Genomic DNA, 22848 nt, shown 5'->3' with positions numbered 1-22848 from the left:
GATGCTGCTGTTGCTGCTTGCCTACCTGGGGGGCGCGCTGACCCTGCTCAGTCCCTGCATCCTGCCGGTGCTGCCGTTCGTGTTCGCCCGTGCCGACCGCCCCTTCCTGCGCAGCACGCTGCCGCTGCTGCTGGGCATGGCACTCACCTTCACCGTGGTCGCCAGCCTGGCTGCGGTGGGCAGCCAATGGGTGGCACAGGCCAACCAGGTCGGACGCTGGATCGCCCTGCTGCTGATGGCGCTGTTCGCACTGGCATTGCTCTGGCCACGACTGGCCGACCATCTGCTGGCGCCGTTCCAGCGCGTGGGTGCCCGCTTGAGCGCGCGTGCCGATGCGGCCGACGCAGCGGGGCGTGGCGGTGCGTGGACCTCGCTGCTGATCGGCATCGCCACCGGCCTGCTGTGGGCACCCTGCGCCGGTCCGATCCTCGGTCTGGTGCTGACCGGTGCCGCACTGCACGGGGCCAGCGCCGGCACCAGCACGCTGCTGCTGGCCTACGCGCTGGGCGCGATTACCGCACTGGCGCTGGCGGTATGGGTAGGTGGCCGCGTGTTCCGCGCGTTGCAGGCGCGGCTCGGCCTCGGCGATGTGCTGCGCAAGGTACTGGGCGTGGCCGCACTGCTGGCGGTGGTGGCGATCGGGCTGGGCTGGGATACCGGCCTGCTGACCCGCCTGTCTACGGTCAGCACCGCGCGCATCGAGCAGGGCCTGCTGGATGCCGTTCCCGGTGCGCAGCCGGCAGCACCGTCGATGATGATGGCGGGCCCCGATGCGAATGCCAGTGCACCGCTGCCAGTGGAAGGCACCCTGCCCGCGCTGGATGGTGCCACCGGCTGGCTCAACAGCCCACCGCTGACGGCCCAGCAGTTGCGCGGCAAGGTGGTACTGGTCGATTTCTGGACGTACTCCTGCATCAACTGCCTGCGCGCGATGCCGTTCGTGCACGAATGGGAACGCCGCTACCGCGACCACGGCTTGGTGGTGGTCGGCGTGCACACGCCGGAGTTCGCCTTCGAACGTGACCCACGCAATGTGATGAAGGCGGTGCAGCAGCTGAAGGTCGAGTACCCGGTGGCGCTGGACAACCAGTACACGATCTGGCGCGCGTTCAACAACCGCTACTGGCCGGCGCAGTACTTCGTCGATGCGCAGGGCAACATCCGCGGCCACCAGTTCGGCGAGGGCAACTATGCGCGCTCGGAACAGGTGATCCGTCGCTTGCTGACCGAGGCCGGCCAGACGAACCTGCCGCCGCCGGCCGATCCGGCCGCCGCCGATCTGAAGGGCGTGGCTGCGCAGGCCGACATAGGCAATCTGCGCTCGCCGGAAACCTATCTGGGCCACGCCCGTGCCGAGCAGTTCGCCTCGCCCGGTGGGCAGCGCAGCGACACCGCGTTCGACTACACGTTGCCGGCCAGCCTGGCGTTGAACCAGTGGGGCCTGTCCGGACGCTGGACCGTTACCGACGAGGCTGCGCAGCTGCAGCAGTCCGGTGGCCGCATCGCCTTCCAGTTCCATGCGCGCGACCTGCACCTGGTGCTGGCACCGGGCCAGGAAGGAAAGCCGGTGCGCTTCCGCGTCCTGCTGGATGGCAAGCCATTGCCCGCCACCGATGCCGGCACTGATGTCGGCGCCGATGGCAGCGGCGTGGTCGACGAGCACCGCCTCTACCAGCTGGTGCGCCAACGCGGCACGGTCAGCCCGCACCGCTTCGAGATCGAATTCCTCGATGCGGGCGTGCAGGCCTATGCCTTCACCTTCGGTTGAACCGGGAGGACACGATGAAATTCTCCTTTGAACAGGGCATTGCCGCTGGCGTTGCCGGACTGGTGGCCACGGCACTCATCGCCGGCGTGCTGCTCGTTGACCATGGCGCCATCGCGGCACCGGTCGAAGCCAGCGCGCAGACCCAGGCACTCCCTGTACCCACGGGCGACGCTGCGTTCCGCGATGACGCCACCCACGCCAGCGTGGTGTTTGCCGGCGGTTGCTTCTGGGGCGTGCAGGGCGTGTTCCAGCATGTCAAAGGCGTGAGCAATGCGGTGTCCGGCTACATCGGTGGCAGCGCTGCCAATGCCCGCTATGAGCGGGTCAGCAGCGGTCAGACCGGTCATGCCGAAGCGGTGAAGGTCGACTACGACCCACGCCAGGTCAGCTATGGGCAGTTGATGCAGGTGTTCTTCTCGGTGGTGCACGACCCGACCCAGCTCAACCGTCAGGGGCCCGACCACGGCAGCCAGTACCGGTCGGCGATCTTCACTGACGACGCCCGCCAGCAGGCGGCCAGCCGCGCCTACATCGCCCAGCTCGGCCAGGCCGGCAGCTTCCGCGCGCCGATCGTCACCCAGCTGGTCAGCGGCCAGCGCTTCTACCCGGCCGAGAGCTACCACCAGAATTACATGACCAACTACCCGCAGGCCGCCTACATCCGCTACTACGACGCGCCAAAGCTGGCCGCGCTGGGCAGGCAGTTCCCGGGGCTGTACCGGCGCGATGCGGTGCTGGTGCCGATGCGCTGACGGCATTTCCATGGGGCCGGCTGGCGCTCGGTGACGCTCCTGCCAATGCGGTAACGCCCCGGGTAGTGCCGGCCGCTGGCCGGCTCCTGCGGTCCAAGGGGATTGCCGGCCAGCGGCCGGCACTACCAAAAAAAGACGCACGGCCATCCAGCCGTGCGCTTGGAAAGTACCGGCCGTGCCCCGATCAGGCCCGGCCGACAACGACATGCTAGGCTCGCCGTCATCATGGGTACAGCACCAGATGGCGGGAAACTCGATGGATACAGATGATCAGAGCGCAATGATCCCCCCCCGCTACCAACGGCTGTCCGACGAACTGGCCGAGGCCATCCATGGCGGCCGGCTTCCGGTAGGCAGCCGCCTGCCTTCGCTGCGGCAGATGGCGTCGCAGCGCCGGCTCAGCCTGAACACGGTGATCGCCGCCTACCGCCAGCTGGAAGACGCTGGTCTGGTCATTCCGCGGCCCAAGGCCGGCTTCGAGGTCGCGCCGCGGCTGTCGGTGCCGGAACGTTCGCTGCGCGACACACCGTCTGCGCCCACCGCGCCGCTGCAGCAGGTACTGATGGCCCGCGTGCTGGAAGCACAGCGCCGCCCCGGCGTGATCGACCTGGCCTTTGCCGGCCCGCGCGGTCGCCAGTTCTACCCCGGCGCGCAGCTGGCCAAGCACACGGCGCAGGTACTGCGCCATGGCCAGCAGACCGTGGAGACCTATGCACGCCCCAACGGCTCGCCACGGCTGCGGGCGCAGATCGTGCGCCGCGGCCCGCGCATGGGCCTGCATACCCACAGCGAACGCCTGCTGCTGACCCACGGTGCGATGGAAGGGCTGCAGCTGGCGCTACGCGCGGTCACCCAGCCCGGTGATGCGGTCGGCATCGAGGCGCCGTCCTACTTCAACCTCTACCCGTTGCTGGCCAACCTCGGCCTGCAGGCCATCGAACTGCCCACCCATCCGCAGCTCGGCCTGGATGTGGATGCGCTGGACGCGCTGCTGGAGCACACGCCGCTGGCCGCACTGGTGGTGATGCCGACCGTGCATAACCCGCTCGGCTGCACCATGCCGACCGCGGCCAAGCAACGCCTGGCCGAACTGGTCAACGCACGCCAGCTGCCGCTGATCGAAGATGCGGTGTATGCCGAACTGCAGTTCTGCGAACCGCCGGCGCCGTTGCTGAAAGCCTTCGATCGCGATGGCTGGGTGATGGTGGTCGGCGGCTTTTCCAAGACGCTGGCGCCGGATTACCGCATCGGCTGGCTCGATGGCGGCCGCTTCGCCGAGCGCATCGCGCTGCTGAAATTCCAGTCCACCGGCGGCGAGCCGCAGCTGCTGGGCGACGCGGTGGCGGCCTATCTGGAAGCGGGCAGCTACGAGCACCACCTGCATCGCATGCGCCGGCTGTACCGCGAACAGGTCGGACGGCTGCGCCAGCTGGTGGCCGAACACTTCCCGGCCGGCACCCGCGCCACCGAACCGCAGGGTGGCTTCCTGCTGTGGCTGGAACTGCCCGGCGTGGACACGCGCGAGCTGTTCGAGCGTGCACTGCAGGAGGACATCGTGTTCATGCCCGGCCAGGTGTATTCACGCGGCGCGCGGTATCGCCATTGCCTGCGGCTGTCGTGCTGCCAGACGCTGGATGCACGCTTCATCGGCGCGGTGGAGCGGTTGGGTGCGATCGCGCGGGAGCTGGCGGCCGCAGCACGGTAGTGCCGGCCGCTGGCCGGCAACTGCACGCAGGTGGATACATCGAGGTTGCCGGCCAGCGGCCGGCACTACCCCAGGTCAATCGAGCAGATGCGTGCTCAGGATCTGGCCATCCGCTCCCGGCAGATGTGGCAGCCGCCCCCAGCACGGCATCGGCAGGCGCTGCTGCAGCGTTGCGATGTTCTCATCCTGGCGCTGCATCGCCGGGTCGATGTGGTTGCCGATCCAGCCCAGGCACTCCACGCCGCTGGCCTGCAACGACTGCGCGGTCAGACGCGCGTGGTTGACACAGCCCAGCCGCATGCCCACCACCAGCAACACCGGCAACCGCAATGTGCGCACCAGGTCGAGCTGGTCGAGCGTGGCCGAGACTGGTGCCAGCCAACCGCCAACCCCCTCCACCACCACGACATCGGCCTGCGCGCGCAGCCGCTCGAACGCTGCCACGATCGGCGCCAGCTCCACCTGCACGCCATCCTCGGCAGCGGCCAGCTCCGGCGCCAGTGGCAGGCGCAGCGCATACGGGTTCAGATCGGCATAGTCCGGTACCGGGCAACTGGCCGCCTGCAGCGCCAATGCATCCTCGTTGCGCAGGCCCTGGCCCAGGTCTTCGCTGCCGCTGGCCACCGGCTTCATGCCCACCGCACGCAGGCCGCGCCGGCGAAGCGTGTGCAGCAGCGCGGTGCTGGCCGCGGTCTTGCCGATCTCGGTATCGGTGCCGGTGACGAACAGGGCGGGCGGCAGCGTGGCGGGCAACGGCATCGACGGGCTCCAACAGGGCAACAGTGTGTGCATTATCGCTGGCCCGGCACGCTTGCTAGACTGCTGGCATGTTCGCCAATGCCTCGCTCACCGGCAGCAAGCCGGAACAATACGCCCAGCTGCTGGAACAGGCCCGTGGCCTGGTCTACGCCGAGTCCGACCGCATCGCCAACGCGGCCAACCTCTCGGCCCTGGTCTACCACGCCCTGCCCGACCTGAACTGGGTGGGCTTCTACCTGTACGACGGCAAGGAACTGGTGGTCGGCCCGTTCCAGGGCCTGCCGGCCTGCGTGCGCATCCCGCTGGACAAGGGCGTGTGCGGTGCCGCCGCCAGCCAGCGCGTGACCCAGCGCGTAGAGGACGTCGACGCCTTCCCCGGCCACATCGCCTGCGATTCGGCCTCGCGCTCGGAACTGGTAGTGCCGCTGCTGCGCGGCGATGAACTGATCGGCGTGTTCGACATCGACAGCCCGAAGGTCGGCCGCTTCGATGCCGACGACCAGGCTGGCCTGGAAGCCATCGCCCGCGTGTTCGTTGAGGCGCTGGGATGAGCGCACCGAAGCTGCGCAACATCGGCCCGAAAAGTGCGGCGTGGCTGCGCCAGGTCGGCCTGCGCAGCCGCGACGACCTGGTCGCGATCGGAGCCGTCGGCGCCTTCGTCAAGGTCAAGCGCGCCGGCTTCAAGCCCAGCCTGAACCTGCTGTACTCGCTGGAAGGCGCGTTGCTGGACTGCCATTGGCAGGAGCTGAGCGAGCCACAGCGTGAAGCACTGGTGCAGGATTACGAAGCACGCATCGCTGCGCATCCGCTGAAGGCAGCCGGCCCGGCATCGGGCCCGGTGCATGAGCAGCGCTTCGATGCCGACGATGACGCTGAAGACAGCGTGGCCGAGGGCGCGGACGAGGATTGAGGCCTCCGCGTTCTTGGGGATGCCGGCCAGCGGCCGGCACTACCAGTGTGATGCGGGATCGGTAGCGCCGGGCCATGCCCGGCGAGTGCGCTCAGGGCTGCTGCAGCTCCAGCAACTCACCCACCAGCCCGATCTCGCCGCGCTCCAGCCACACCCGCAGGCGCGTGCCGTGGTCGATGCGCAGCGCCCAGCACAGCGACATCGGCAGGCCGCAGACCTGCGACAGCACCATGCGCAACGGGCCGCCATGGCTGACCACCAGCGTCGGCACCGGATCGTCATCATCGAGCAGGCGATCCAGCGCGCGCGCGATGCGCCGCTCGAAGTGGCCCCAGCTCTCGCCATTGGGCGGCGGGAACGCGTGCGGGTCGGCATGGAAGGCCGCCAGTGCATCCTCCGGCAGGTCGAACAGCGACCGCCCGTCCCAATCGCCGAAGTCCAGTTCTTCCCATTCCTCGTCCGCTTCCACGTCCAGCCCACGCGGCGTGGCCAGGGCCATCGCCGTATGCAGCGCGCGCAACCGCGGTGAACTGATCACCCGCTCCCAGCGTTGCCCGGCGTAGGCCTCGACCAGCTCCTGTGGCAGGCCGGCCAGCTGCGGTGGGTCGCTGCGGCCATCAAGGAACTCATCACGGCCATTGCCGGCATGGCGGACCAGGTCGAGGATCATGCGCGCGTCCCGGACGGGCGACGCAGGTACAGCGGAAAACGGGCGGACATCGGCAACGGCACCACGGGATCGAGCAACCATTCTAAAGGCACAGCAAAGGCAGTCGCGCAGGCGCGACGCAACGGGACGGCCTGCGATGCCGTAGACTGCGCGCACTTCCAGGTGACCTGCGGCCATGGCCGGCAGGTTGAAACGGGAAGCCGGTGACGCGTGATTCCACGCCAGGCCGGCGCTGCCCCCGCAACGGTAAGCACGTCAGTTCCAGGCAACACCGCCACTGTGCCGCAGGCATGGGAAGGCGCCTGGACGGTGGCCTCGCGCCACCCGGCGGCAAGCCCGGAGACCGGCCCGGAAGCCTCAGGTCGCGATGCGGTGGGCATGGCGCTGGATGACCGTGGCGTGCGCTGCGGCATCGGCGCACGCCTGCCTTCGCGGCTCCTCCCCTTCGCCACGCGGGCGTGCGTGGCACCCGGAGTCCCCCATGAAGCTGCAGTCCCGAATGCTGTCCCTGGCCGTGCTGGCCGCCCTGCCCGCGCTGGCCCAGGCCGCCAATGACACCACCGCGCTCGACCAGATCCTGGTCACTGCCACCCGCACCCCGATCGCCCTGCAGGACAGCATCGCGCCGGCGCAGGTGATCGACCGCGCCCAGATCGAATCCAGCCAGGCCACTTCGCTGCAGGAACTGCTGCGCGGTCGCGCCGGCATCAACCTGGCCAATGCCGGCGGCCTCGGCAAGCAGAGCTCGCTGTTCCTGCGCGGTACCAATTCCGGCCACACCGTAGTGCTGGTGGACGGCGTGCGCATCAACAGCGCCGACCTCGGCCTGGCCATGTACCAGGACCTGCCGCTGGCGCAGATCGAGCGCGTGGAAATCGTGCGCGGCCCGCAGTCGAGCCTGTACGGCGCCGACGCCATCGGTGGCGTGATCCAGATCTTCACCCGCCGCAACCAGGGCGATTTCGCCCCGCACTTCCAGCTTGGCGGTGGCAGCAACGGCCTGCGTGAAGCCAGCGGTGGCATTGGCGGCGGTACCGAACGCGGCTGGTTCGGTGCGGATATCGCCTACCAGCATTCCGATGGCATCGATGCCTGCCGCGGCTCGGCCACGCTGTTCACCGGCTGTTTCGCCGACGAGCCCGATCGCGACGGCTACCGCAACCTGTCCAAGAGCCTGCGCGGTGGCTACACCTTCAACGACCAGTGGAACGTGGAAGGCAGCGCATTGCGCGCCGACGGCAGGAACCACTACGACGGCTACTACAACTATTCGGAAACCCGCCAGCAGGTGCTGGCCGGCAAGGTGCGCTACACCCCGTCCGAGCGCCTGGCATTCACCGCCAACGTCGGCCGCAGTGACAACGAGTCGGACAACTTCGGCGACTTCGGTGCACGTGGCAGCGCACAGACCCACCGCGACAGCGCCTCCCTGCAGGGCGATTTCGGCGTGGCCGAGGGCCAGCTGCTGAGCGCAGGCGTGGACTGGAGCGAAGACAACCTGGATGGCAGCAGCGCGGGTTACCTGGTCGACAGCCGCCGCAACACCGGCGTATTCGTGCAGTACCAGGGCCGCTTCGGCCGCCACCAGCTGCAGGCCAGCGCACGCAACGACGACAACCAGCAGTTCGGCAACCACGCCACCGGCAGCGTTGGCTGGGCGATGGAGCTGGGCCACGGCCTGCGCCTCAACGCCAGCTATGGCACGGCGTTCAAGGCACCGACCTTCAGCGATCTGTACGACCCATGGAGCGGCGTGCCGACGTTGAAGCCGGAGAAGTCCAAGAGCGCCAACCTCGGCGTTTCGCAGCAGGGCCAGGGCTGGCACTGGGGCCTGGACGTGTATGAAACCCGCATCGATGACCTGATCACCTACGATGCGGCAACCTTCAAGATGCAGCAGGTGGAGAAGGCCCGCATCCGCGGTGCCGAGCTGACCGGTGGCGTGCTGCTGGCCGGCTTCGACATCAACGCGCAGCTGAGCTACACCGACCCGCGCAACCGCACCGGCGGCAGCACCCAGTTCGACAACTGGCTGCCACGCCGCGCGCAGCAGACCGCGCGCCTGGACATCGACCGTCGCTTCGGCGATTTCCGCGCAGGCCTGACCGTGCAGGGTGCCGGCAAGCGCTACGACGATGCCGCCAACGCGGTGAAGGTGGGAGGCTACGGCACGCTGGACCTGCGCGCTGAGTACGCACTGACGCCATCGTGGTCGCTGCTGGCACGCGCTGCCAACGTCTTCGACCGTCGCTACGAAACGGTGGCATGGTTCAACCAGCCCGGCCGCGAGTACCAGTTGAGCGTGCGTTACCAGCCGAAGTGAGCGCAACGTTCATGGTAGTGCCGGCCACTGGCCGGCAACATCATGACCTTCGGCAACGCATTCCGGGTTGCCGGCCAGCGGCCGGCACTACCCCTCTGCTTCAGCCCCGCAACCCCGGCAGTTCACGCAGGTCGTCGATCACCGCCACCGCATGCGCGGTGGCCAGGTCCAAGCCGCGCGGATAGCCGTAGCGCACCAGCGCGATCGGCATGCCGGCCTCTTCGGCGGCGCGGTAGTCGGTCAACGAATCACCCACCATCAGGCAGGACTCCACCGGCAGGCCGAAGTGCGCGGCGATGTGCCGCAGTGGCTCGCCACTGGGCTTGCGCTGCGGCAGCGAATCCCCCCCCAGTACCAGCGCGAATGCATCACCGATACCCAGGTGCTGCAGCAGCGGCGGCACCAGTGCTTCGGGCTTGTTGGTGCAGATCGCCAGCGGCACGTTGCGCGCACGCAGTTGCGCCAGCGCTTCGCCCACGCCGTCGAACAGTCGCGGGCTGCGCAGCAGGCACTCACGGTAGTGCACCATGAACACCGGCATCACCTCGGCCAGGTCCACCTCGCGGCCGGCGGCCTGCACCGCCTGCTCGACCAGACGACGCACACCGTCACCGATCCAGCCCAGAACCGTGGCTTCCGGCACGCGCGCCAGGCCGATGTCTTCCAGCGTGCGGTTCAGTGCTTCGGCAATATCGGCAGCGCTGTCCACCAGCGTGCCATCGAGGTCGAACACGACCAGCGGATAGGGATACGACAAGGGAACGGCACCTGTGCGACGTGGGACCGTCCATTGTACGCCGCTGGTTTTTGCACCGATCCGCCTCAACCGATCCGGCGCGCGCGGGTAGCCAGGAAGGTGGGCAGATAGCGGTCGATCAGGAAGCGCGGCTGCGGCTGCCAGTCTTCCATGAAGCGATCGATCACGAAGCCGGCATCGAGCTGGCCACCGATCAGTTCGGTCAGGCTGTGGCCGAAGGTCAGCGCATCGCCCCGCGCCAGTTTCGCCTCGCGCTCGGCCGGTGGCAGGTCTTCCAGATCCGAATAGGGAATGGCGTACTGCGGCCGGATCAGGCCCTGTGCATCCAGCTGCGGATCGCGTGCACCGACGAACAGCACCGGGTTGTAGAAGCTGGCCATCAGCATGCCATCACGCGCCAGCACGCGGCGGCATTCGGTCCACACCGGCCGGACGTCGGGCACGTACAGGTTGGAGATCGGGTGGAACACCACATCGAAGCTGTCGTTGGCGAAGGCGTGCAGATCGCGCATATCGCCCTGCACCGTGCGCAGCCGCAGGCCGTCGCGCGCCGCCACGCTGCGGTCCTGTTCCAGCTGCCCATCGGACAGATCGAACACAGTGACGTCGGCCCCGGCCGCCGCCAGCACCGGTGCCTGCTGGCCACCGCCCGAGGCCAGGCACAGGACCCGGCGGCCGCGCACATCACCCAGCCAGTCCAGCGGCAGGGCGCGGGGCGTCAGGTGCACCTGCCAACGTCCTTCGCGCGCGGCGGCAACGGTTGAACTTTCCACCGGGCGCGACCATTCGCGCACTTCACTGGCCTGGCGGTCCCAGGCAGCACGGTTGTGGTCGATCAAGGCCTGTCCGTGGTTCATGTGTTCTCCTTGCCCGGTGGGCGCCAATCCAGATCCTGGAAGGCCGGGCTGGCGAAACACTCGGCCAGGAAGTCCAGGAATCGCCGCATGATAGCGGGCTGCTGGCGCCGTGATGCGTACACGGCATGAATGCCGAGTTCGTCCAGACTGAACTCGGGCAACAACTCGATCAGCTCGCCACTGCGCAGCAGTGGCGCCACCTGGTAGGTCGGCAGCATCGCGATGCCGGCGCCCGCACGCACCGCCTCCAGCAACAGCGACGCTTCGTTGGCGCTGATGTTGCCGCCCACCGCCACCGACAGCGAACGGCCATCGCGGTGCAGCTGCCACAGGCTCTTGCCCACGTAGTGATGGGTCAGGCAGTTGTGCCCGGCCAGGTGTTCCGGGGCGGTAGGCGTACCGCGCGCCTGCAGGTACGACGGCGTCGCGCACAGCACCGAGCGGCAGGTGGCCAGCCGTCGTGCGATCAGGCTGGGATCGATCTGGCGGGCGATGCGCACCGCAAGGTCCACCCGCTCTTCCACCAGGTTCACCATGCGGTCGACCAGCAGCAGTTCGATGCGCGCCGCCGGATGGCGTGCGACGAAACCGGCCACCGCTCGCGCCAGATGGCTCTGCCCGAACGACACGCTGGCGGTCACCCGCAGCGTGCCATGCGGTTCGGGATCGTCGCTGACCAGCTCGCCCTGCAGTTCCTCGCCGATGGCCAGCATCTGCCGGAAGCGCGCCAGCGCCGCCTCGCCGGGGCCGGTCAGGCTGACCCGGCGCGTGGTCCGGTGCAGCAGGCGCGCGCCCAGCCAAGCCTCGACCTCGGCCAGGTAGCGGCTGACCATCGCCCGCGACATGTCCAGCACCTCGGCGGCGGCGGTGAGGCTGCCGCGCTCGGCCACCTCGACGAATACGGTCATGGCGGTCAATCGGTCCATATGCTCGATCCATGCAACAAACAAGCGCGTTATACGCTGTTTTTCGAGCGACTGCAGCGGCCTAGAGTGGCCCCATTCCCACCCCACACCGCCCCACGGAGTCCTGCCATGAAGATCGCCCTCGTTGGTTCCACCGGCAACATCGGCCGCCAGATCGCCCGCCACGCGCTGGCCAACGGCCACGAACTCACCGTCATCGTGCGCAGCGCGCAGGATCTTCCGGCCGAACTGGCCGGTGCCCATCCGGTGATCGCCTCGCTGGATGACCAGGATGCCCTGGTCGCCGCCATCGCCGGCCACGACGTGCTGGCCAGCGCCTATGGCCCGCGTCCGGGCGATGACATCGGCCGCGTCGGCGAAGTGGCCGTGCAGCTGGCCGCCGCCGCGCGCAAGGCCGGTGTACCGCGCCTGGTGGTGGTCGGTGGCGCCGGCAGCCTGGAAGTCGCGCCGGGCGTGCAGCTGGTCGATACCCCCAACTTCCCGGAGGCCTACAAGCCCTACGCGCTGGCCCATCGTGAAGCCTTCAATCGCCTGCAGGCGGTGGACGACCTGGACTGGACCTTCTTCTCGCCGGCCGCCGAAATCGGCCCGGGCGAAGAGCGCGGCCAGTACCGCGTGCAGCCCAAGGCCTTCCTCGCTGATGCCAGCGGCCACAGCCGCATCAGCTACGCCGACTACGGCGCCGCGTTCGTCGCCGAGCTGGAAGCGCACCAGTACCCGAAGCAGATCATCACCGCGGCGTACTGATCGACGCGCGTGCCCTGTAGAGCCGAAGGCAACGGCAGGAGCCGTTGCCAACGTCACTTGCGACGGCCCGCAGGGGCCCGGGCAAGGACGCCCGGCATAGCCCACGTTCGGCTCCCCATTCGACACAAGGAATTTCCCATGCGCACCGCTGCCCTGCTGCTTCCCCTCGCCCTGGCCGCCAGCTTCACCAGTGCGCCGCTGCTGGCCGCACCGGCCACCGCGGCGCCCGCGGCAGCGACAAAATCCCAGCTGCACCTGCAGACCTTCCATCCCGGTCCGCAGGCGATGTTCTCGGTGTCCTCGGTGCTGATCGAAGGCCGCCGCGATGCGATCCTGGTCAATGCGCAGTTCGGCGCCAGCGATGCGCGCAAGCTGGTCGAGCTGATCCGCGCCAGCGGCAAGCAGCTGACAACGATCTACATCAGCCACGGTGATCCGGACTACTACTTCGGCCTGGCTACCCTGCAGGACGCGTTCCCGCAGGCACGCATCGTCGCCACTGCGCAGACCGTTGCCCACATCCAGCAGACCCAGGCCGGCAAGCTGGCCTACTGGGGGCCGAAGATGGGTGCCGACGTGCCGTCGCGCATCGTGGTGCCGCAGGTGCTGGATGGCGATGCCCTGCAGCTGGAAGGCCAGCGCCTGCCGCTGATCGGCCTGGATGGCCCGACCCCGGACCGCACGGTGCTGTGGGTGCCGTCGCTGCGCGCGATCGTCGGCGGCATTCCGGTGGTGGCCGGTGAACACGTGTGGATGGCCGACACGCAGACGCCGAAGTCGCATGCCGACTGGCTGCAGACCCTGCAGCGGTTGCAGGCGCTGAAGCCGAAGGTGGTGGTGCCGGGGCATTACGCGCCGGGTGCCGCACTGGATGCCAGTGCGCTGGTGTTCACGGCGGACTACATCCGCGCGTTCGATGCCGAGACGGCAAAGGCCAAGGACAGTGCGGCGCTGGTGAAGGCGATGCAGGCGCGCTATCCGAAGCTGGCGGGCGTGGCGTCGCTGGAACTGAGTGCGAAGGTGGCCAAGGTCGAGATGCAGTGGCCTTAAGGTAAAGGGTTGTTTTGCAGGGCTGCGCCCTGCACCTGCTCAATGCAACGGCAACGGCAACAGCTGGATATCTGTGGGTTGGCGGGGTGGGTCCGATGGCAGGGGACGCCGTGAACCCGTCCATGGGGGCTTGGTCGCGGCATCCATGCCGCTCACACCCCTGCCATCGGACCCACCCCGCCTTCGACAGTTTCCTGCTGCTGATGGAACCTGCTGCTGTTGGTGGGTGCCGACCGTTGGTCGGCACGGGGTCGGATCCCGTTGCTGCGCAACGGGCTCTGACCCCCCTGTTTGATGATTAGGTTTCTGTGGGATTGATCATGTCGTGCTCGAACAGTTCCCCCTGCACCACCGGCTCCTTTTCGCGGAAGCCACCCAGCCCGACGCCGACCAGGCGGTAGCGCGTCTCGGCCGGCAGATCGACCCTCGCGCGCAGCGATAGGGCGATGTCACGCAGCTCTTCCATCGATTCCGGCGGGCGCTCCGGGGTGAAGCTGCGGGTGAGGATGCGGAACTGCGCGGTCTTCAGTTTCAGCACCACGGTGTGGCCGATGCGCTCGGTCTTGCGCGTGGCGTTCCAGGTCTTCCCTGCCAGCTGCACGATCGCCTCGGTCAGGTCTTCCAGTAGCAGGTCTTCGGCGAAGGTGTCCTCCGAGGAGATCGACTGCACCTGCTGGTCCGGTTCCACCGGCCGCTCGTCGATGCCACGTGCGCGGTTGTACAGGCTGCGGCCGAAACTGCCGAATGCCTCTTCCAGATCGATCAAGGCCCACTGCCGCAGGTCGCCGCAGGTGACGATGCCGCGCGCGGCCAGCTTGCCTTCCATGACCTTGCCGACGCCGGGCACGCGGTTCACCGGCAGCGGCGCCAGGAACGCATCCACGCGCTGCGGCGGAATCACGAACTGGCCGTCGGGCTTGCGCCAGTCCGAGGCGATCTTGGCCAGGAACTTGTTCGGCGCGATCCCGGCTGAAGCAGTCAGGTTCGTTTCCTCGCGGATCTGCGCGCGGATGGTGCGGGCGATGTCGGTGGCCAGTTCGATGCCACTCTTCGGCTCGGTCACGTCCAGGTAGGCCTCGTCCAGCGACAGCGGCTCGACCAGGTCGGTATGGCGCAGGAAGATCGCGCGTACCTGCTGTGACACCGCCTTGTAACGCGCGAAGTCCGGCGGCACGAAGATCGCGTCCGGGCACAGGCGCTCGGCACGCACGGCGGGCATCGCCGAACGCACGCCGAACACGCGCGCCTCGTAGGACGCCGCACACGCCACCGAGCGGGCGCCACGCCATGCCACGACGACCGGCTTGCCACGCAGTGACGGATCGTCGCGCTGCTCCACCGACGCGTAGAACGCGTCCATGTCAACGTGGATGATCTTGCGCAGTCGGGTCATGTCAGGTGGGAAAGGCGGGGCCGGGCCGGGTGGGCCACACGCCGAAGTATGGTCGTTGCACATCAACAGGATGCGCGTATTCCCTTGAAAACACTACGGTTGCGTACGGTTGAAATGTTTGATCGGCGCAGTTTCCACGGGCATTCTCGGGCGCTTGTTTCCCTGTTCTTCGCTTCCAGGATTGTGCTTCATGACCCGTCTCCACGCGTTCAACCGCGAACAGCTGCTGGCCAGCGCACGCGGTGAACTGTTCGGCACCGCTGCCGGCCGTCTGCCCAACGACCCGATGCTGATGTTCGACCGCATCACCGACATCCGCGAGGACGGCGGACCGCATGGCAAAGGCATGGTACGCGCCGAACTGGATATCCGCCCGGACCTGTGGTTCTTCGGCTGCCATTTCATCGGCGACCCGGTGATGCCCGGCTGCCTGGGCCTGGACGCCATGTGGCAGCTGACCGGCTTCTTCCTGACCTGGCTGGGCGCCCCCGGCAAGGGCCGCGCGCTGGGCTGTGGCGAAGTGAAGTTCACCGGCCAGGTGCTGCCGGAAGCCAAGCTCGTGCGTTACGAGATCGACATCAGCCGCGTCATCAACCGCAAGCTGGTGATGGCCCAGTCGGACGCCCGCATGTACGTGGATGACCGCGAAATCTACAGCGCGCGCGACCTGCGCGTCGGCCTGTTCACCGAAACCGGGAGCTTCTGATGCGTCGCGTCGTCATCACCGGCATGGGCATCACGTCCTGCCTCGGCAATGATCTGGATACCGTTTCGGCCGCGCTGCGCGAAGGGCGCTCGGGCATCACTGCCCTGGCCGACCACGCCGAAGCGGGCCTGCGCAGCCAGGTCGGCGGTCGTGTCCACCTCGATCTGGAGGCACTGATCGACCGCAAGCAGAAGCGCTTCATGAGCGATGCGGCAGCCTTCGCCTATCTGGCCATGCGCGATGCCATCGCCGATGCCGGGCTCAGCGCCGAGCAGGTCAGCAGCCTGCGCACCGGCCTGATCGCCGGTTCCGGTGGCGGCTCCAGCGAATGGCAGATCGGCGCGGTCGACCTGCTGCGCGAACGTGGTGTGCGCAAGGTCGGCCCGTACATGGTGCCGCGCACGATGTGCTCGACGGTCTCGGCCTGCCTGGCCACGGCCTACCAGATCAAGGGCGTCAGCTATTCGCTGTCGGCCGCCTGCGCGACCTCGGCGCACTGCATCGGCGCGGCCGCGGACATGATCCGCCATGGCGCGCAGGACATCATGTTCGCCGGTGGCGGTGAAGACCTGCACTGGTCGATGAGCGTGATGTTCGATGCGATGGGCGCGCTGTCGACCAGCTTCAACGAAACCCCGGCCAGCGCCTCGCGTCCGTACGACAAGGACCGCGACGGCTTCGTCATCGCCGGTGGTGGCGGCATGCTGGTGCTGGAAGACTACGACCACGCCGTTGCGCGCGGCGCGCACATCCACGCCGAACTGATCGGCTATGGCGTGACCTCCGACGGCGCCGACATGGTCGCTCCGTCCGGCGAAGGCGCGGTGCGCTGCATGAAGATGGCGCTGCAGGGCGTCGATCGCCCGCTGGACTACCTCAACACCCACGGCACCTCCACGCCGCTGGGCGACGTCACCGAGCTCAATGCGATCCGCGAAGTATTCGGCGATGCGGTGCCGCCGCTGTCCTCGACCAAGGCGCTGTCCGGCCATTCGCTCGGTGCGGCCAGCGTGCACGAGGCGATCTACTGCCTGCTGATGATGCGCGATGGCTTCGTTGCCGGTTCGGCCAACATCGGCGAGCTGGACCCGAAGGTGGAGAGCTTCCCGATCCTGCGCGAAAGCCGCGAGCAGAAGCTGGATACGGTGATGTCCAACAGCTTCGGCTTCGGTGGCACCAACGCCGCGCTGGTGTTCGGGCGAGTGTGAGGGGCAGGTGTGCCGACCAACGGTCGGCACCCACCAGGGCAGTAAAGAGTGCCGACCAACGGTCGGCACCTACCGGTTACCTCGGCAACAACGGCAGCAGGAGCGCGTGCGCGTCCACCAGCGATCCAACGATGCGGTGGCCCAGTGCGCGCAGTTCTTCGTCAGGATGGACCAGGTCAGGCACCTGGATCACGGTCATGCCGGCCGCCAGCGCCGCACGCGTACCGGCCGGTGAGTCTTCCAGCGCCAGGCAGCGTTCCGGCGCCTGGCCCAGCCGCTGCGCGGCCAGCAGGTAGATATCCGGCGCCGGCTTCGGCCGCGCGACGTCGCCACTGGTGATCACCGCATCGAAATACGGCAGCAGGCCGGCAGCGGCCAGCTTGCGGTTGGCGCGCGGCTGCCGCGTGGTGGTTGCCACCGCACGCGGTACCGCGTGCGCCTTCAACAACTCCAGCAGCTCCAGGATGCCCGGCCGCAACGGCAGGCCGGTCTGCGTGCGTGCTTCATACAGGTCGTGGCAGCGCGCGGCCACCGCCTCGATCACGCTGTCCTCGATGCCCTGCGCACGCAGCAGCGCGTGCGTGTCACGGTCACCGAGGCCGACCATGCGCAGGAACACCGCCTCGTCCAGGCCCAGTCCGAACTCGTCGGCGGCCTGGCTCCAGCAGGCCAGCGAAACCCGCTCGCTGTCGATCATCAGGCCGTCCATGTCGAAGATGACGGCGTCGGGGAGGAACGGCAGCGCAGCGATGGTGGTCATGGAGCGAACAGCGTATCCAGGTCGGTGGAGGTGAGCTGCCGCCATTGCCCTTCGTCCAGCCCCTGCAGATCCAGCCCGCCGACGCGGCTGCGGTGCAGGGCCTGCACGTGGTTGCCGGTGGCGGCGAACATGCGGCGTACCTGATGGTAGCGGCCTTCGTGCAGCACCAGGCGCGCGCGGCGCGCATCCAGCACTTCCAGTTCAGCCGGCAGCAGGGGCGTCTTCTCGGACTCCAGCATCAGCGTCCCGCTGGCGAACAGCGCTACCTCGTCGCCGCGCAGGTCGTCGCTCAACTCGACCTCATAGACTTTCGGCAGCTTCGACTTCGGCGAGATGATCCGGTGCAGCAGGCCGCCATCGTCGGTCAGCAGCAGCAGGCCACTGGTCTCGCGGTCGAGGCGGCCCACCGTGGACAGCACCGGATCGCGATCGCGGAAGCGCGGCGGCAGCAGATCGTAGATCAGGCGGCCGGTGTCCTTGGTCGAGCAGGTGTAGCCGGCCGGCTTGTGCAGCGCGATCGACAGGCCCACCGGCGGGTCCAGCGGCTCGCCGTCGACACGGATCGCCTCGTGCGGCACCTGGTCGTCGGCATACAGCACCTCGCCGTCGGCGTCGGTGACGCGGCCTTCGCGGAACATCCACTGCACCTGCTTGCGGCTGCCATAGCCCAGGTTGGCGATGAGCTTGACCAGCTTCACTTGCCCTTCCCCTTCACCGCTTCCACCAGCTTGAAGCCATCACGCTCGGCGATCACGCGCACCGCGCCAAAGCTCTCGTTGAGCGTGTACTCGTACGGCAGGTGGCGGTTGGCCACTACGTACAGGCGTCCGCCCGGGCGCAACGCCTGCGCGGCCACGGCGATGAAGCGCTGGCCGATGTCCGGGCGATCGGCGCGCGACGGCGTGTGGAACGGCGGGTTGCTGATGATGACGTCGTAGCCCGGTTCGATACCCGCGGTGACGTCCTGCCACCGGAAGCGCAGCGGCAGCGGGCGCGGCGGCGGCGCCAGATTGAGTTCGGCCAGTGCCAGCGCACGCTGCTCGGCTTCGTACAGGTCCAGCGCGGTGATCTTCGGGCAGCGTTCCAGCAGCTCGCGCGACAGGTAGCCGTAGCCCGCGCCGAGGTCGGCGGCACGCCCGGCCAGGTCGGCCGGCAGGTGTTCGGCCAACAGCGCCGACGCCGGGTCGATGCGATCCCAGGCGAACACGCCCGGGCGGCTGAGGAAACGGCCGCCGACGATTGGCCGCACCGCATCCAGTGCCAACCAGCGCTTGGCCAGGTCGGCGTCGTGCTGGCCCTGCATCGGCGCGGTCCAGTACACGCGGCAGTGATTCTTGGTCAGGCTGCCGCCGAGGCCGGTCAGCTGCTTGAGGTCACCCTCGCCCGAGCGTGCGCCTTCGTTGTTGGACTGGCAGGCAACGATGCGGCCACCGTCGGCGACCAGCGCCAGCGCGCGGGCGAACAGCGCGCGGGCTTCTTCACGCTGGCGCGGCGGCAGCACCAGCACCAGCGGGTAGCGGCCCTTGCCGGCCACATCATCCAGCTGGCCGCTGACGGTCCAGCCGGCGGCCTGCTGCAGCGGCTGCGCGAACGGGGCGAAGCTCTGCTCGCAATGCACCTCGCGGTTGCCGGCCACTTCGCGCAGCGGCCAGCCGTCGCGGGCCCGCAGGAAAGCCACGGGGCCTTCCGGCCAGCGCAGGGCGCCTTGGGAGAACGGCAGGAACAGGGTCTGCAGGGGGGCGTCGTCGCTGGAGGCCATCGGCGCGGGTACTTCAAGCGTGAGGGCCGTCCATTGTACCGGCTTGACCGGGTCGGCCCCGGCAGCCGCTTTGCGAAACCCGAACGGGGCCTTGATCTGCCAGCAACATTGGAACGTTCAGGGTAGAGGCTCCCCCGGAAACCCAGGAGAACCTGCATGCGAGCCTTGTTCGTCGGTGGCGTGGTCGACAACAGTGAAATGGACCTGGAAGGCAGCCATCCGCCCGTGCATTACCCCGAGGACACCGGCGGCGGCCACTCGCGCTACCGGCTGCACCAGGTCGGTCATGGTGCCGACGGCAGCGTGGCCTATGCGGTGTATGGCGCGCCGGACCTGGCCGATGACGAGGTGGCGAGGGTTGCGGAGGAGCGGGCGTATGCACGCCGGTTCGAGGCGACGCCGACCCTGTTCGAGCACTGAGCGCAGCAGCCACGCATGGCGTGGCTCTACTGCAACCTCTGGTAGATCCACGCCAAGCGGGGATGGGCCCGGCAGGTTGCCGTCAAACCCTCGGCGGCAACCTGCGGATGCTGGCGATTTCATCCAGCCACACATGGTGCTGCTGCACCGGCGTGTCGTAGTCATCCAGGCGCAGCTGGCCGTTGCTGCCTTCATCACCAGCGACGTTGCGGTATTGCTGCACGGTTGGCCTCACGGCCACCGTGCCGAGCAGGCGGCGGCCATCGTGCAGAATCAGTTCCACCTGCGTTTCGCCATCCAGCTGCGGCAGCAGGGCTTCCAGGCGCGCGATCTGCGCCGGATCGGTGTGGATACGTGGAGCTATACGGGACATCGGCGACCTCCTGATTGCAGGGTCGCCGATCGGCCGTGAATGTTCAGTGCAGCGCGCTGTCCGCGCGCGGCACCTGCACCTTGCGTACGGCAGCCACCAGCTGCGCCACCGAGTACGGCTTGGCGACATGCTCCTGGAAGCCCGACGCCAGCGCGCGGCGGCGGTCATCGGCACGCGCCAGTGCAGTCACCGCCACCGCAGGCAAGGTTGCCGCGTCCACGCCCATGTCCTCGCGCAAGGTTCGCACCAGCCCATAGCCATCCATGCCCGGCATGCCGATGTCGGTCAGCATCACGTGGTACTGCAGATGGCCGGTGTCGGCCAGCAGTGCCAGTGCCTCGCCGGCCGAGCTGGCCGCCGACACGCTGGCGCCCTGCTCTTCCAGCATGCGCCGCAGGTACTCCAGCACCTCCGGCTGGTCTTCCACCGCCAGCACATGCATGCCCCGCAGCGGATACGGTTCGACGATCACCGGCTCCAGGATCGGCCCGCTGATGACTTCGCGCAGCGGCCGGCGCTCGGCATCCGGCAGGTGCTGGGGCAGGCGCACGGTGAACGTGGCGCCGTGGCCATGGCCTTCGCTGGCGGCGGCGACGGTGCCGCCGTGCAGTTCGACCAGCTGCTGCACGATCGCCAGGCCCAGGCCGAGGCCGCCATGGCGGCGCGTGGTGGTGCCATCGGCCTGGCGGAAGCGGCTGAACAGGTGGTTGAGGAACTCCGGTGCGATGCCATCGCCGGTATCGCGCACCGTAATCACCCAGTGGGTGCCGTCGGCCTGCAGCTGAACGTCGATGCGGCCCTCGGCCGGGGTGAACTTGATCGCATTCGAGAGCAGGTTCCAGAACACCTGCTGCAGGCGCGTGGCATCGCCCAATACCAGGCTGGGCTGCTCGGGCAGCTGCAGGTGCACGTCCAGCGCCTTGCCTTCGGCCACCAGTTCCTGCGCGCCGATGGCTTCGCCAAGCAGCGTGCGCAGGTCCAGCACTTCCACCTCCAGCTGTACCTTGCCCAGCAGCATGCTGCTGAGGTCGAGCATGTCCGAGATCAGCCGCTTCTGCGCACCGGCGCTGTTGGCGATCACGTTCAGGCCCTTGTACAGCGGGCTGGTGTTGTCCACGCGCTGCAGCAGCAGCTCGCTCCAACCGAGGATGGTGGTCAGCGGCGTGCGCAGCTCGTGCGACAGCGTGGCCAGGAACTCGTCCTTCAGCCGCGCCATGTTCTCGGCGGCGCTGCGCGCGGCGCGTTCGGACTGCAGCAGTTCCTCGCGTGCCAGTTCGATCTCGCGGCGCTCGGTCACGTCCGGGCTGCTGCCAGCCAGGCCGATGAAGCGGCCCATGCGCGAGAAGCGCGGGCGCGCGTTCATCTCCAGCCAGCGCCACTGGCCGTCGGCGCGCCGCGCACGTACCAGCGCATGCATCGAACGCTGCGCCTTCAGTGCTTCCTGCAGCTCGTACTCGAATACGGACGCATCGTCTGGATGTACCAGGCCGCGCCAGACATCTTCCGGAACGCGCGTTTCGTCGCCACCGAAAAACTCGCTGAAGGCGCTGTTGACGAAGCGGGCGTGGCCGCGCTCGTCGAGCACCCATACCGGCATCGGCAGGCCATCGGCCAGTGCGCTGAAGCGGGCTTCGCTTTCGCCCAGCTCCACTTCCATCTGCTTGCGCGCGGTGATGTCGAAGAACAGGATGCCGACCTTGTCTTCGCCCGGACGACCAACGCGCACCGCATCAACCGCGAACGAGCGGCCCAAGGCGCGCGCTTCCATCTCGAACTGGGCGGGGCGACCACTGCGGGCCACTTCACCGTAGATGCGGAACCAGTCTTCCTCGTGGTTCGGTTCCAACGCACTCATGCGCTGACCGCGTGCGTCCTTCAGGCCGGTATGGCGCTCGAAGGCGTCGTTGACCTCGATGAAACGATAGTCCACCGCGCGGTCGCCTTCGAACAGCACCTGGATCACGCAGAAACCGGCGTTGATGCGCTCAAGCACGCCATGATGCAGGTCGGGTTCGGGCGCCGGCACCATCATCGGTGGGCGCTCCACTAGGGGCGGCAGTGTGGACAAGGGCGTCTGGACGGGCCGGATTGGAGACACAGCATGTTCCAGAGAGCGTATTCACAGCGTCAAGCGCCGTCAGTCAGGGTTGACGACGATGAATTGGCGGTAACCCCCCTTGCATACGCCGCAGCCGGCCATTGCAGTGACCCGGCCACAGGATCACACTCGATCCGTGATCAACATCGTCCCCAGCGCGGGGACGCAGGAGACCGTCATGAAACGCGCACTCGTGATTGCCCTGCTGGCAGGCGCCCTGGTGGTGAGCGGCGCCAACGCTGCAGCGCGCAACGTAACCGGTACGGACGCGCCGCGTGCGTTGCAGGCCAATGGCCCGGTCAGCGTGAAATGGGAGGATCCGGCCACGTTCACCGAGATCCGCCAGAGCACCAACCGCTTCGAGGCCGAACGCGGTGACTGGGTACAGCAGCTGGCCCGCTACCTGCAGACCACCGCTGCCAAGCCGCTGCAGCCTGGGCAGACCCTCGATGTCACCCTGGTGGACATCAAGCGTGCCGGTGACTACGAGCCGTGGCACGGCCCGCGTGCGCGCGACATCCGCGTGATGCGCGATATCTACCCGCCCCGCATCACCCTGCACTACACGTTGAAGGACGCCGACGGCCGTATTGTGAGCGAAGGCGACGCCCGCCTGAGCGACTCCGGCTACCTGCAGGGCAGTGGGTTGCTGACCAACAGCGATCCGCTGCGCTACGAGAAGCGCCTGATTGATGACTGGGTGAAGCGCCAGCTCGCCAGCCAAGCCACCGCTGCGCGCTAGGCCCCCCGGCAGGTGTCGACCTTGGTCGACACGCATTCATGGCGCCGACCAAGGTCGGCCGCCACCGAAGCCGCGCATGGCAACCGCTGCGCGCCAGGCCCCCCGGTAGGTGTCGACCTTGGTCGACACGCATTACAGAGCGCCGACCGAGGTCGGCCGCCACCG

Annotated in this window: 23 protein-coding genes and 1 riboswitch; of the genes, 12 read left to right on the top strand and 11 right to left on the bottom strand. The window is 68.1% G+C overall.

Features of this window, described 5'->3' with window-relative positions; translation table 11 throughout:
- The first annotated feature begins 1 nt into the window (after position 1).
- The 3 genes from CKW06_RS02745 to CKW06_RS02735 all read left to right on the top strand — a co-directional run bounded on the left by CKW06_RS02745 (position 2) and on the right by CKW06_RS02735 (position 4225).
- Positions 2–1768, top strand: coding sequence for a cytochrome c biogenesis protein DipZ (locus tag CKW06_RS02745; protein WP_024957087.1), 1767 nt, complete (start codon positions 2–4; stop codon positions 1766–1768).
- Between the two features lie 14 nt (positions 1769–1782).
- Positions 1783–2520, top strand: coding sequence for a peptide-methionine (S)-S-oxide reductase MsrA (gene msrA / locus CKW06_RS02740; protein ID WP_024957088.1), 738 nt, complete (start codon positions 1783–1785; stop codon positions 2518–2520).
- A 256-nt stretch (positions 2521–2776) separates the two neighbouring features.
- Positions 2777–4225, top strand: a complete 1449-nt coding sequence (locus CKW06_RS02735) for an aminotransferase-like domain-containing protein (RefSeq protein WP_024957089.1) — start codon at positions 2777–2779, stop codon at positions 4223–4225.
- Positions 4226–4300: 75 nt separating this feature from the next.
- On the opposite strand, the gene bioD is transcribed toward CKW06_RS02735, so the two are convergent.
- Positions 4301–4984 carry a dethiobiotin synthase gene (gene bioD / locus CKW06_RS02730; protein WP_024957090.1) on the bottom strand — a complete coding sequence of 228 codons (684 nt, stop codon included), beginning with the start codon at positions 4982–4984 and terminating at the stop codon, positions 4301–4303.
- Between the two features lie 68 nt (positions 4985–5052).
- On the opposite strand from bioD, the gene CKW06_RS02725 reads away from it, so the two are divergent.
- A complete protein-coding gene (locus CKW06_RS02725) occupies positions 5053–5535 on the top strand; it encodes a GAF domain-containing protein (protein ID WP_005407940.1) in 483 nt (160 codons plus the stop codon).
- On the top strand, positions 5532–5894 hold the full coding sequence (locus CKW06_RS02720; protein WP_005407939.1) for a TfoX/Sxy family protein: 363 nt from the start codon (positions 5532–5534) through the stop codon (positions 5892–5894). The genes CKW06_RS02725 and CKW06_RS02720 overlap by 4 nt, the downstream gene beginning before the upstream one ends.
- A gap of 91 nt (positions 5895–5985) precedes the next feature.
- On the opposite strand, the gene CKW06_RS02715 is transcribed toward CKW06_RS02720, so the two are convergent.
- Positions 5986–6564 (bottom strand): histidine phosphatase family protein, encoded by a 579-nt coding sequence (locus tag CKW06_RS02715; protein ID WP_005407938.1) that lies wholly within the window; start codon positions 6562–6564, stop codon positions 5986–5988.
- Positions 6565–6707: 143 nt separating this feature from the next.
- A riboswitch (cobalamin riboswitch) is annotated at positions 6708–6930 on the top strand.
- A gap of 115 nt (positions 6931–7045) precedes the next feature.
- Here CKW06_RS02715 and btuB point away from each other — a divergent pair.
- Positions 7046–8887, top strand: coding sequence for a TonB-dependent vitamin B12 receptor (btuB, locus tag CKW06_RS02710; RefSeq protein WP_024957091.1), 1842 nt, complete (start codon positions 7046–7048; stop codon positions 8885–8887).
- 100 nt (positions 8888–8987) lie between these two features.
- Here btuB and gph read toward each other — a convergent pair whose 3' ends face one another.
- The 3 genes from gph to CKW06_RS02695 form a co-directional block, all read right to left on the bottom strand.
- Positions 8988–9644, bottom strand: coding sequence for a phosphoglycolate phosphatase (gene gph, locus CKW06_RS02705; RefSeq protein WP_024957092.1), 657 nt, complete (start codon positions 9642–9644; stop codon positions 8988–8990).
- A gap of 65 nt (positions 9645–9709) precedes the next feature.
- Positions 9710–10501 (bottom strand): class I SAM-dependent methyltransferase, encoded by a 792-nt coding sequence (locus CKW06_RS02700; protein ID WP_024957093.1) that lies wholly within the window; start codon positions 10499–10501, stop codon positions 9710–9712.
- Positions 10498–11427, bottom strand: coding sequence for a LysR family transcriptional regulator (locus CKW06_RS02695; RefSeq protein WP_024957094.1), 930 nt, complete (start codon positions 11425–11427; stop codon positions 10498–10500). The genes CKW06_RS02700 and CKW06_RS02695 overlap by 4 nt, the downstream gene beginning before the upstream one ends.
- A 108-nt stretch (positions 11428–11535) precedes the next feature.
- Between CKW06_RS02695 and CKW06_RS02690 the strand changes: the two genes are divergently transcribed.
- Positions 11536–12174: an NAD(P)-dependent oxidoreductase gene (locus CKW06_RS02690; protein WP_024957095.1), complete on the top strand. Its 639-nt coding sequence runs from the start codon at positions 11536–11538 to the stop codon at positions 12172–12174.
- A gap of 138 nt (positions 12175–12312) precedes the next feature.
- Positions 12313–13224 (top strand): MBL fold metallo-hydrolase, encoded by a 912-nt coding sequence (locus CKW06_RS02685; protein WP_024957096.1) that lies wholly within the window; start codon positions 12313–12315, stop codon positions 13222–13224.
- Positions 13225–13522: 298 nt separating this feature from the next.
- Here the strand turns inward: CKW06_RS02685 and dinB are convergent, their stop codons facing one another.
- Complete coding sequence (gene dinB, locus CKW06_RS02680; protein WP_024957097.1) at positions 13523–14617, bottom strand: DNA polymerase IV; 1095 nt, start codon at positions 14615–14617, stop codon at positions 13523–13525.
- Positions 14618–14807: 190 nt separating this feature from the next.
- On the opposite strand from dinB, the gene fabA reads away from it, so the two are divergent.
- Both fabA and fabB read left to right on the top strand, forming a co-directional pair.
- Positions 14808–15323, top strand: coding sequence for a 3-hydroxyacyl-[acyl-carrier-protein] dehydratase FabA (gene fabA, locus CKW06_RS02675; protein ID WP_005407930.1), 516 nt, complete (start codon positions 14808–14810; stop codon positions 15321–15323).
- Positions 15323–16531, top strand: coding sequence for a beta-ketoacyl-ACP synthase I (gene fabB / locus CKW06_RS02670; protein ID WP_024957098.1), 1209 nt, complete (start codon positions 15323–15325; stop codon positions 16529–16531). The genes fabA and fabB overlap by 1 nt, the downstream gene beginning before the upstream one ends.
- Positions 16532–16607: 76 nt before the next feature.
- Here the strand turns inward: fabB and CKW06_RS02665 are convergent, their stop codons facing one another.
- The 3 genes from CKW06_RS02665 to CKW06_RS02655 are packed head-to-tail and all read right to left on the bottom strand — an operon-like array spanning position 16608 to position 19050.
- Positions 16608–17291: an HAD family hydrolase gene (locus CKW06_RS02665; RefSeq protein ID WP_012479030.1), complete on the bottom strand. Its 684-nt coding sequence runs from the start codon at positions 17289–17291 to the stop codon at positions 16608–16610.
- On the bottom strand, positions 17288–17989 hold the full coding sequence (locus CKW06_RS02660) for a pseudouridine synthase (protein WP_005407927.1): 702 nt from the start codon (positions 17987–17989) through the stop codon (positions 17288–17290). The genes CKW06_RS02665 and CKW06_RS02660 overlap by 4 nt, the downstream gene beginning before the upstream one ends.
- Positions 17986–19050 carry a class I SAM-dependent methyltransferase gene (locus tag CKW06_RS02655; protein WP_024957099.1) on the bottom strand — a complete coding sequence of 355 codons (1065 nt, stop codon included), beginning with the start codon at positions 19048–19050 and terminating at the stop codon, positions 17986–17988. Before CKW06_RS02655 ends, CKW06_RS02660 begins: the two co-directional genes overlap by 4 nt.
- A gap of 156 nt (positions 19051–19206) precedes the next feature.
- On the opposite strand from CKW06_RS02655, the gene CKW06_RS02650 reads away from it, so the two are divergent.
- Positions 19207–19470 (top strand): hypothetical protein, encoded by a 264-nt coding sequence (locus tag CKW06_RS02650; protein ID WP_005407925.1) that lies wholly within the window; start codon positions 19207–19209, stop codon positions 19468–19470.
- A gap of 82 nt (positions 19471–19552) precedes the next feature.
- Here the strand turns inward: CKW06_RS02650 and CKW06_RS02645 are convergent, their stop codons facing one another.
- A complete protein-coding gene (locus tag CKW06_RS02645; protein ID WP_024957100.1) occupies positions 19553–19843 on the bottom strand; it encodes a DUF3247 family protein in 291 nt (96 codons plus the stop codon).
- A gap of 43 nt (positions 19844–19886) precedes the next feature.
- A complete protein-coding gene (locus CKW06_RS02640) occupies positions 19887–21875 on the bottom strand; it encodes a hybrid sensor histidine kinase/response regulator (protein WP_005407923.1) in 1989 nt (662 codons plus the stop codon).
- A 244-nt stretch (positions 21876–22119) separates the two neighbouring features.
- On the opposite strand from CKW06_RS02640, the gene CKW06_RS02635 reads away from it, so the two are divergent.
- Positions 22120–22683 carry a DUF3016 domain-containing protein gene (locus CKW06_RS02635; protein ID WP_024957101.1) on the top strand — a complete coding sequence of 188 codons (564 nt, stop codon included), beginning with the start codon at positions 22120–22122 and terminating at the stop codon, positions 22681–22683.
- Positions 22684–22848: the final 165 nt, after the last annotated feature.

It is taken from the genome of Stenotrophomonas maltophilia (assembly GCF_900186865.1).
In the GTDB taxonomy this organism is placed as follows: domain Bacteria; phylum Pseudomonadota; class Gammaproteobacteria; order Xanthomonadales; family Xanthomonadaceae; genus Stenotrophomonas; species Stenotrophomonas maltophilia.
The sequence above is the reverse complement of the archived record's forward strand: the minus strand, read 5'-3'. Positions and strand labels throughout refer to the sequence as shown.

Bases quoted from the DNA above. Each gene is read 5' to 3' on its own strand.
- CKW06_RS02635 (WP_024957101.1), top strand. From the start codon at position 22,120: ATGAAACGCGCACTCGTGATTGCCCTGCTGGCAGGCGCCCTGGTGGTG.
- CKW06_RS02720 (WP_005407939.1), top strand. From the start codon at position 5,532: ATGAGCGCACCGAAGCTGCGCAACATCGGCCCGAAAAGTGCGGCGTGG.
- CKW06_RS02650 (WP_005407925.1), top strand. From the start codon at position 19,207: ATGCGAGCCTTGTTCGTCGGTGGCGTGGTCGACAACAGTGAAATGGAC.
- CKW06_RS02665 (WP_012479030.1), bottom strand. From the start codon at position 17,291: ATGACCACCATCGCTGCGCTGCCGTTCCTCCCCGACGCCGTCATCTTC.
- fabA (WP_005407930.1), top strand. From the start codon at position 14,808: ATGACCCGTCTCCACGCGTTCAACCGCGAACAGCTGCTGGCCAGCGCA.
- CKW06_RS02690 (WP_024957095.1), top strand. From the start codon at position 11,536: ATGAAGATCGCCCTCGTTGGTTCCACCGGCAACATCGGCCGCCAGATC.
- dinB (WP_024957097.1), bottom strand. From the start codon at position 14,617: ATGACCCGACTGCGCAAGATCATCCACGTTGACATGGACGCGTTCTAC.
- CKW06_RS02695 (WP_024957094.1), bottom strand. From the start codon at position 11,427: ATGGACCGATTGACCGCCATGACCGTATTCGTCGAGGTGGCCGAGCGC.
- btuB (WP_024957091.1), top strand. From the start codon at position 7,046: ATGAAGCTGCAGTCCCGAATGCTGTCCCTGGCCGTGCTGGCCGCCCTG.
- CKW06_RS02700 (WP_024957093.1), bottom strand. From the start codon at position 10,501: ATGAACCACGGACAGGCCTTGATCGACCACAACCGTGCTGCCTGGGAC.
- CKW06_RS02745 (WP_024957087.1), top strand. From the start codon at position 2: ATGCTGCTGTTGCTGCTTGCCTACCTGGGGGGCGCGCTGACCCTGCTC.
- bioD (WP_024957090.1), bottom strand. From the start codon at position 4,984: ATGCCGTTGCCCGCCACGCTGCCGCCCGCCCTGTTCGTCACCGGCACC.
- msrA (WP_024957088.1), top strand. From the start codon at position 1,783: ATGAAATTCTCCTTTGAACAGGGCATTGCCGCTGGCGTTGCCGGACTG.
- fabB (WP_024957098.1), top strand. From the start codon at position 15,323: ATGCGTCGCGTCGTCATCACCGGCATGGGCATCACGTCCTGCCTCGGC.
- CKW06_RS02715 (WP_005407938.1), bottom strand. From the start codon at position 6,564: ATGATCCTCGACCTGGTCCGCCATGCCGGCAATGGCCGTGATGAGTTC.
- CKW06_RS02725 (WP_005407940.1), top strand. From the start codon at position 5,053: ATGTTCGCCAATGCCTCGCTCACCGGCAGCAAGCCGGAACAATACGCC.
- CKW06_RS02685 (WP_024957096.1), top strand. From the start codon at position 12,313: ATGCGCACCGCTGCCCTGCTGCTTCCCCTCGCCCTGGCCGCCAGCTTC.
- CKW06_RS02645 (WP_024957100.1), bottom strand. From the start codon at position 19,843: ATGTCCCGTATAGCTCCACGTATCCACACCGATCCGGCGCAGATCGCG.
- CKW06_RS02735 (WP_024957089.1), top strand. From the start codon at position 2,777: ATGGATACAGATGATCAGAGCGCAATGATCCCCCCCCGCTACCAACGG.
- CKW06_RS02655 (WP_024957099.1), bottom strand. From the start codon at position 19,050: ATGGCCTCCAGCGACGACGCCCCCCTGCAGACCCTGTTCCTGCCGTTC.
- CKW06_RS02640 (WP_005407923.1), bottom strand. From the start codon at position 21,875: ATGATGGTGCCGGCGCCCGAACCCGACCTGCATCATGGCGTGCTTGAG.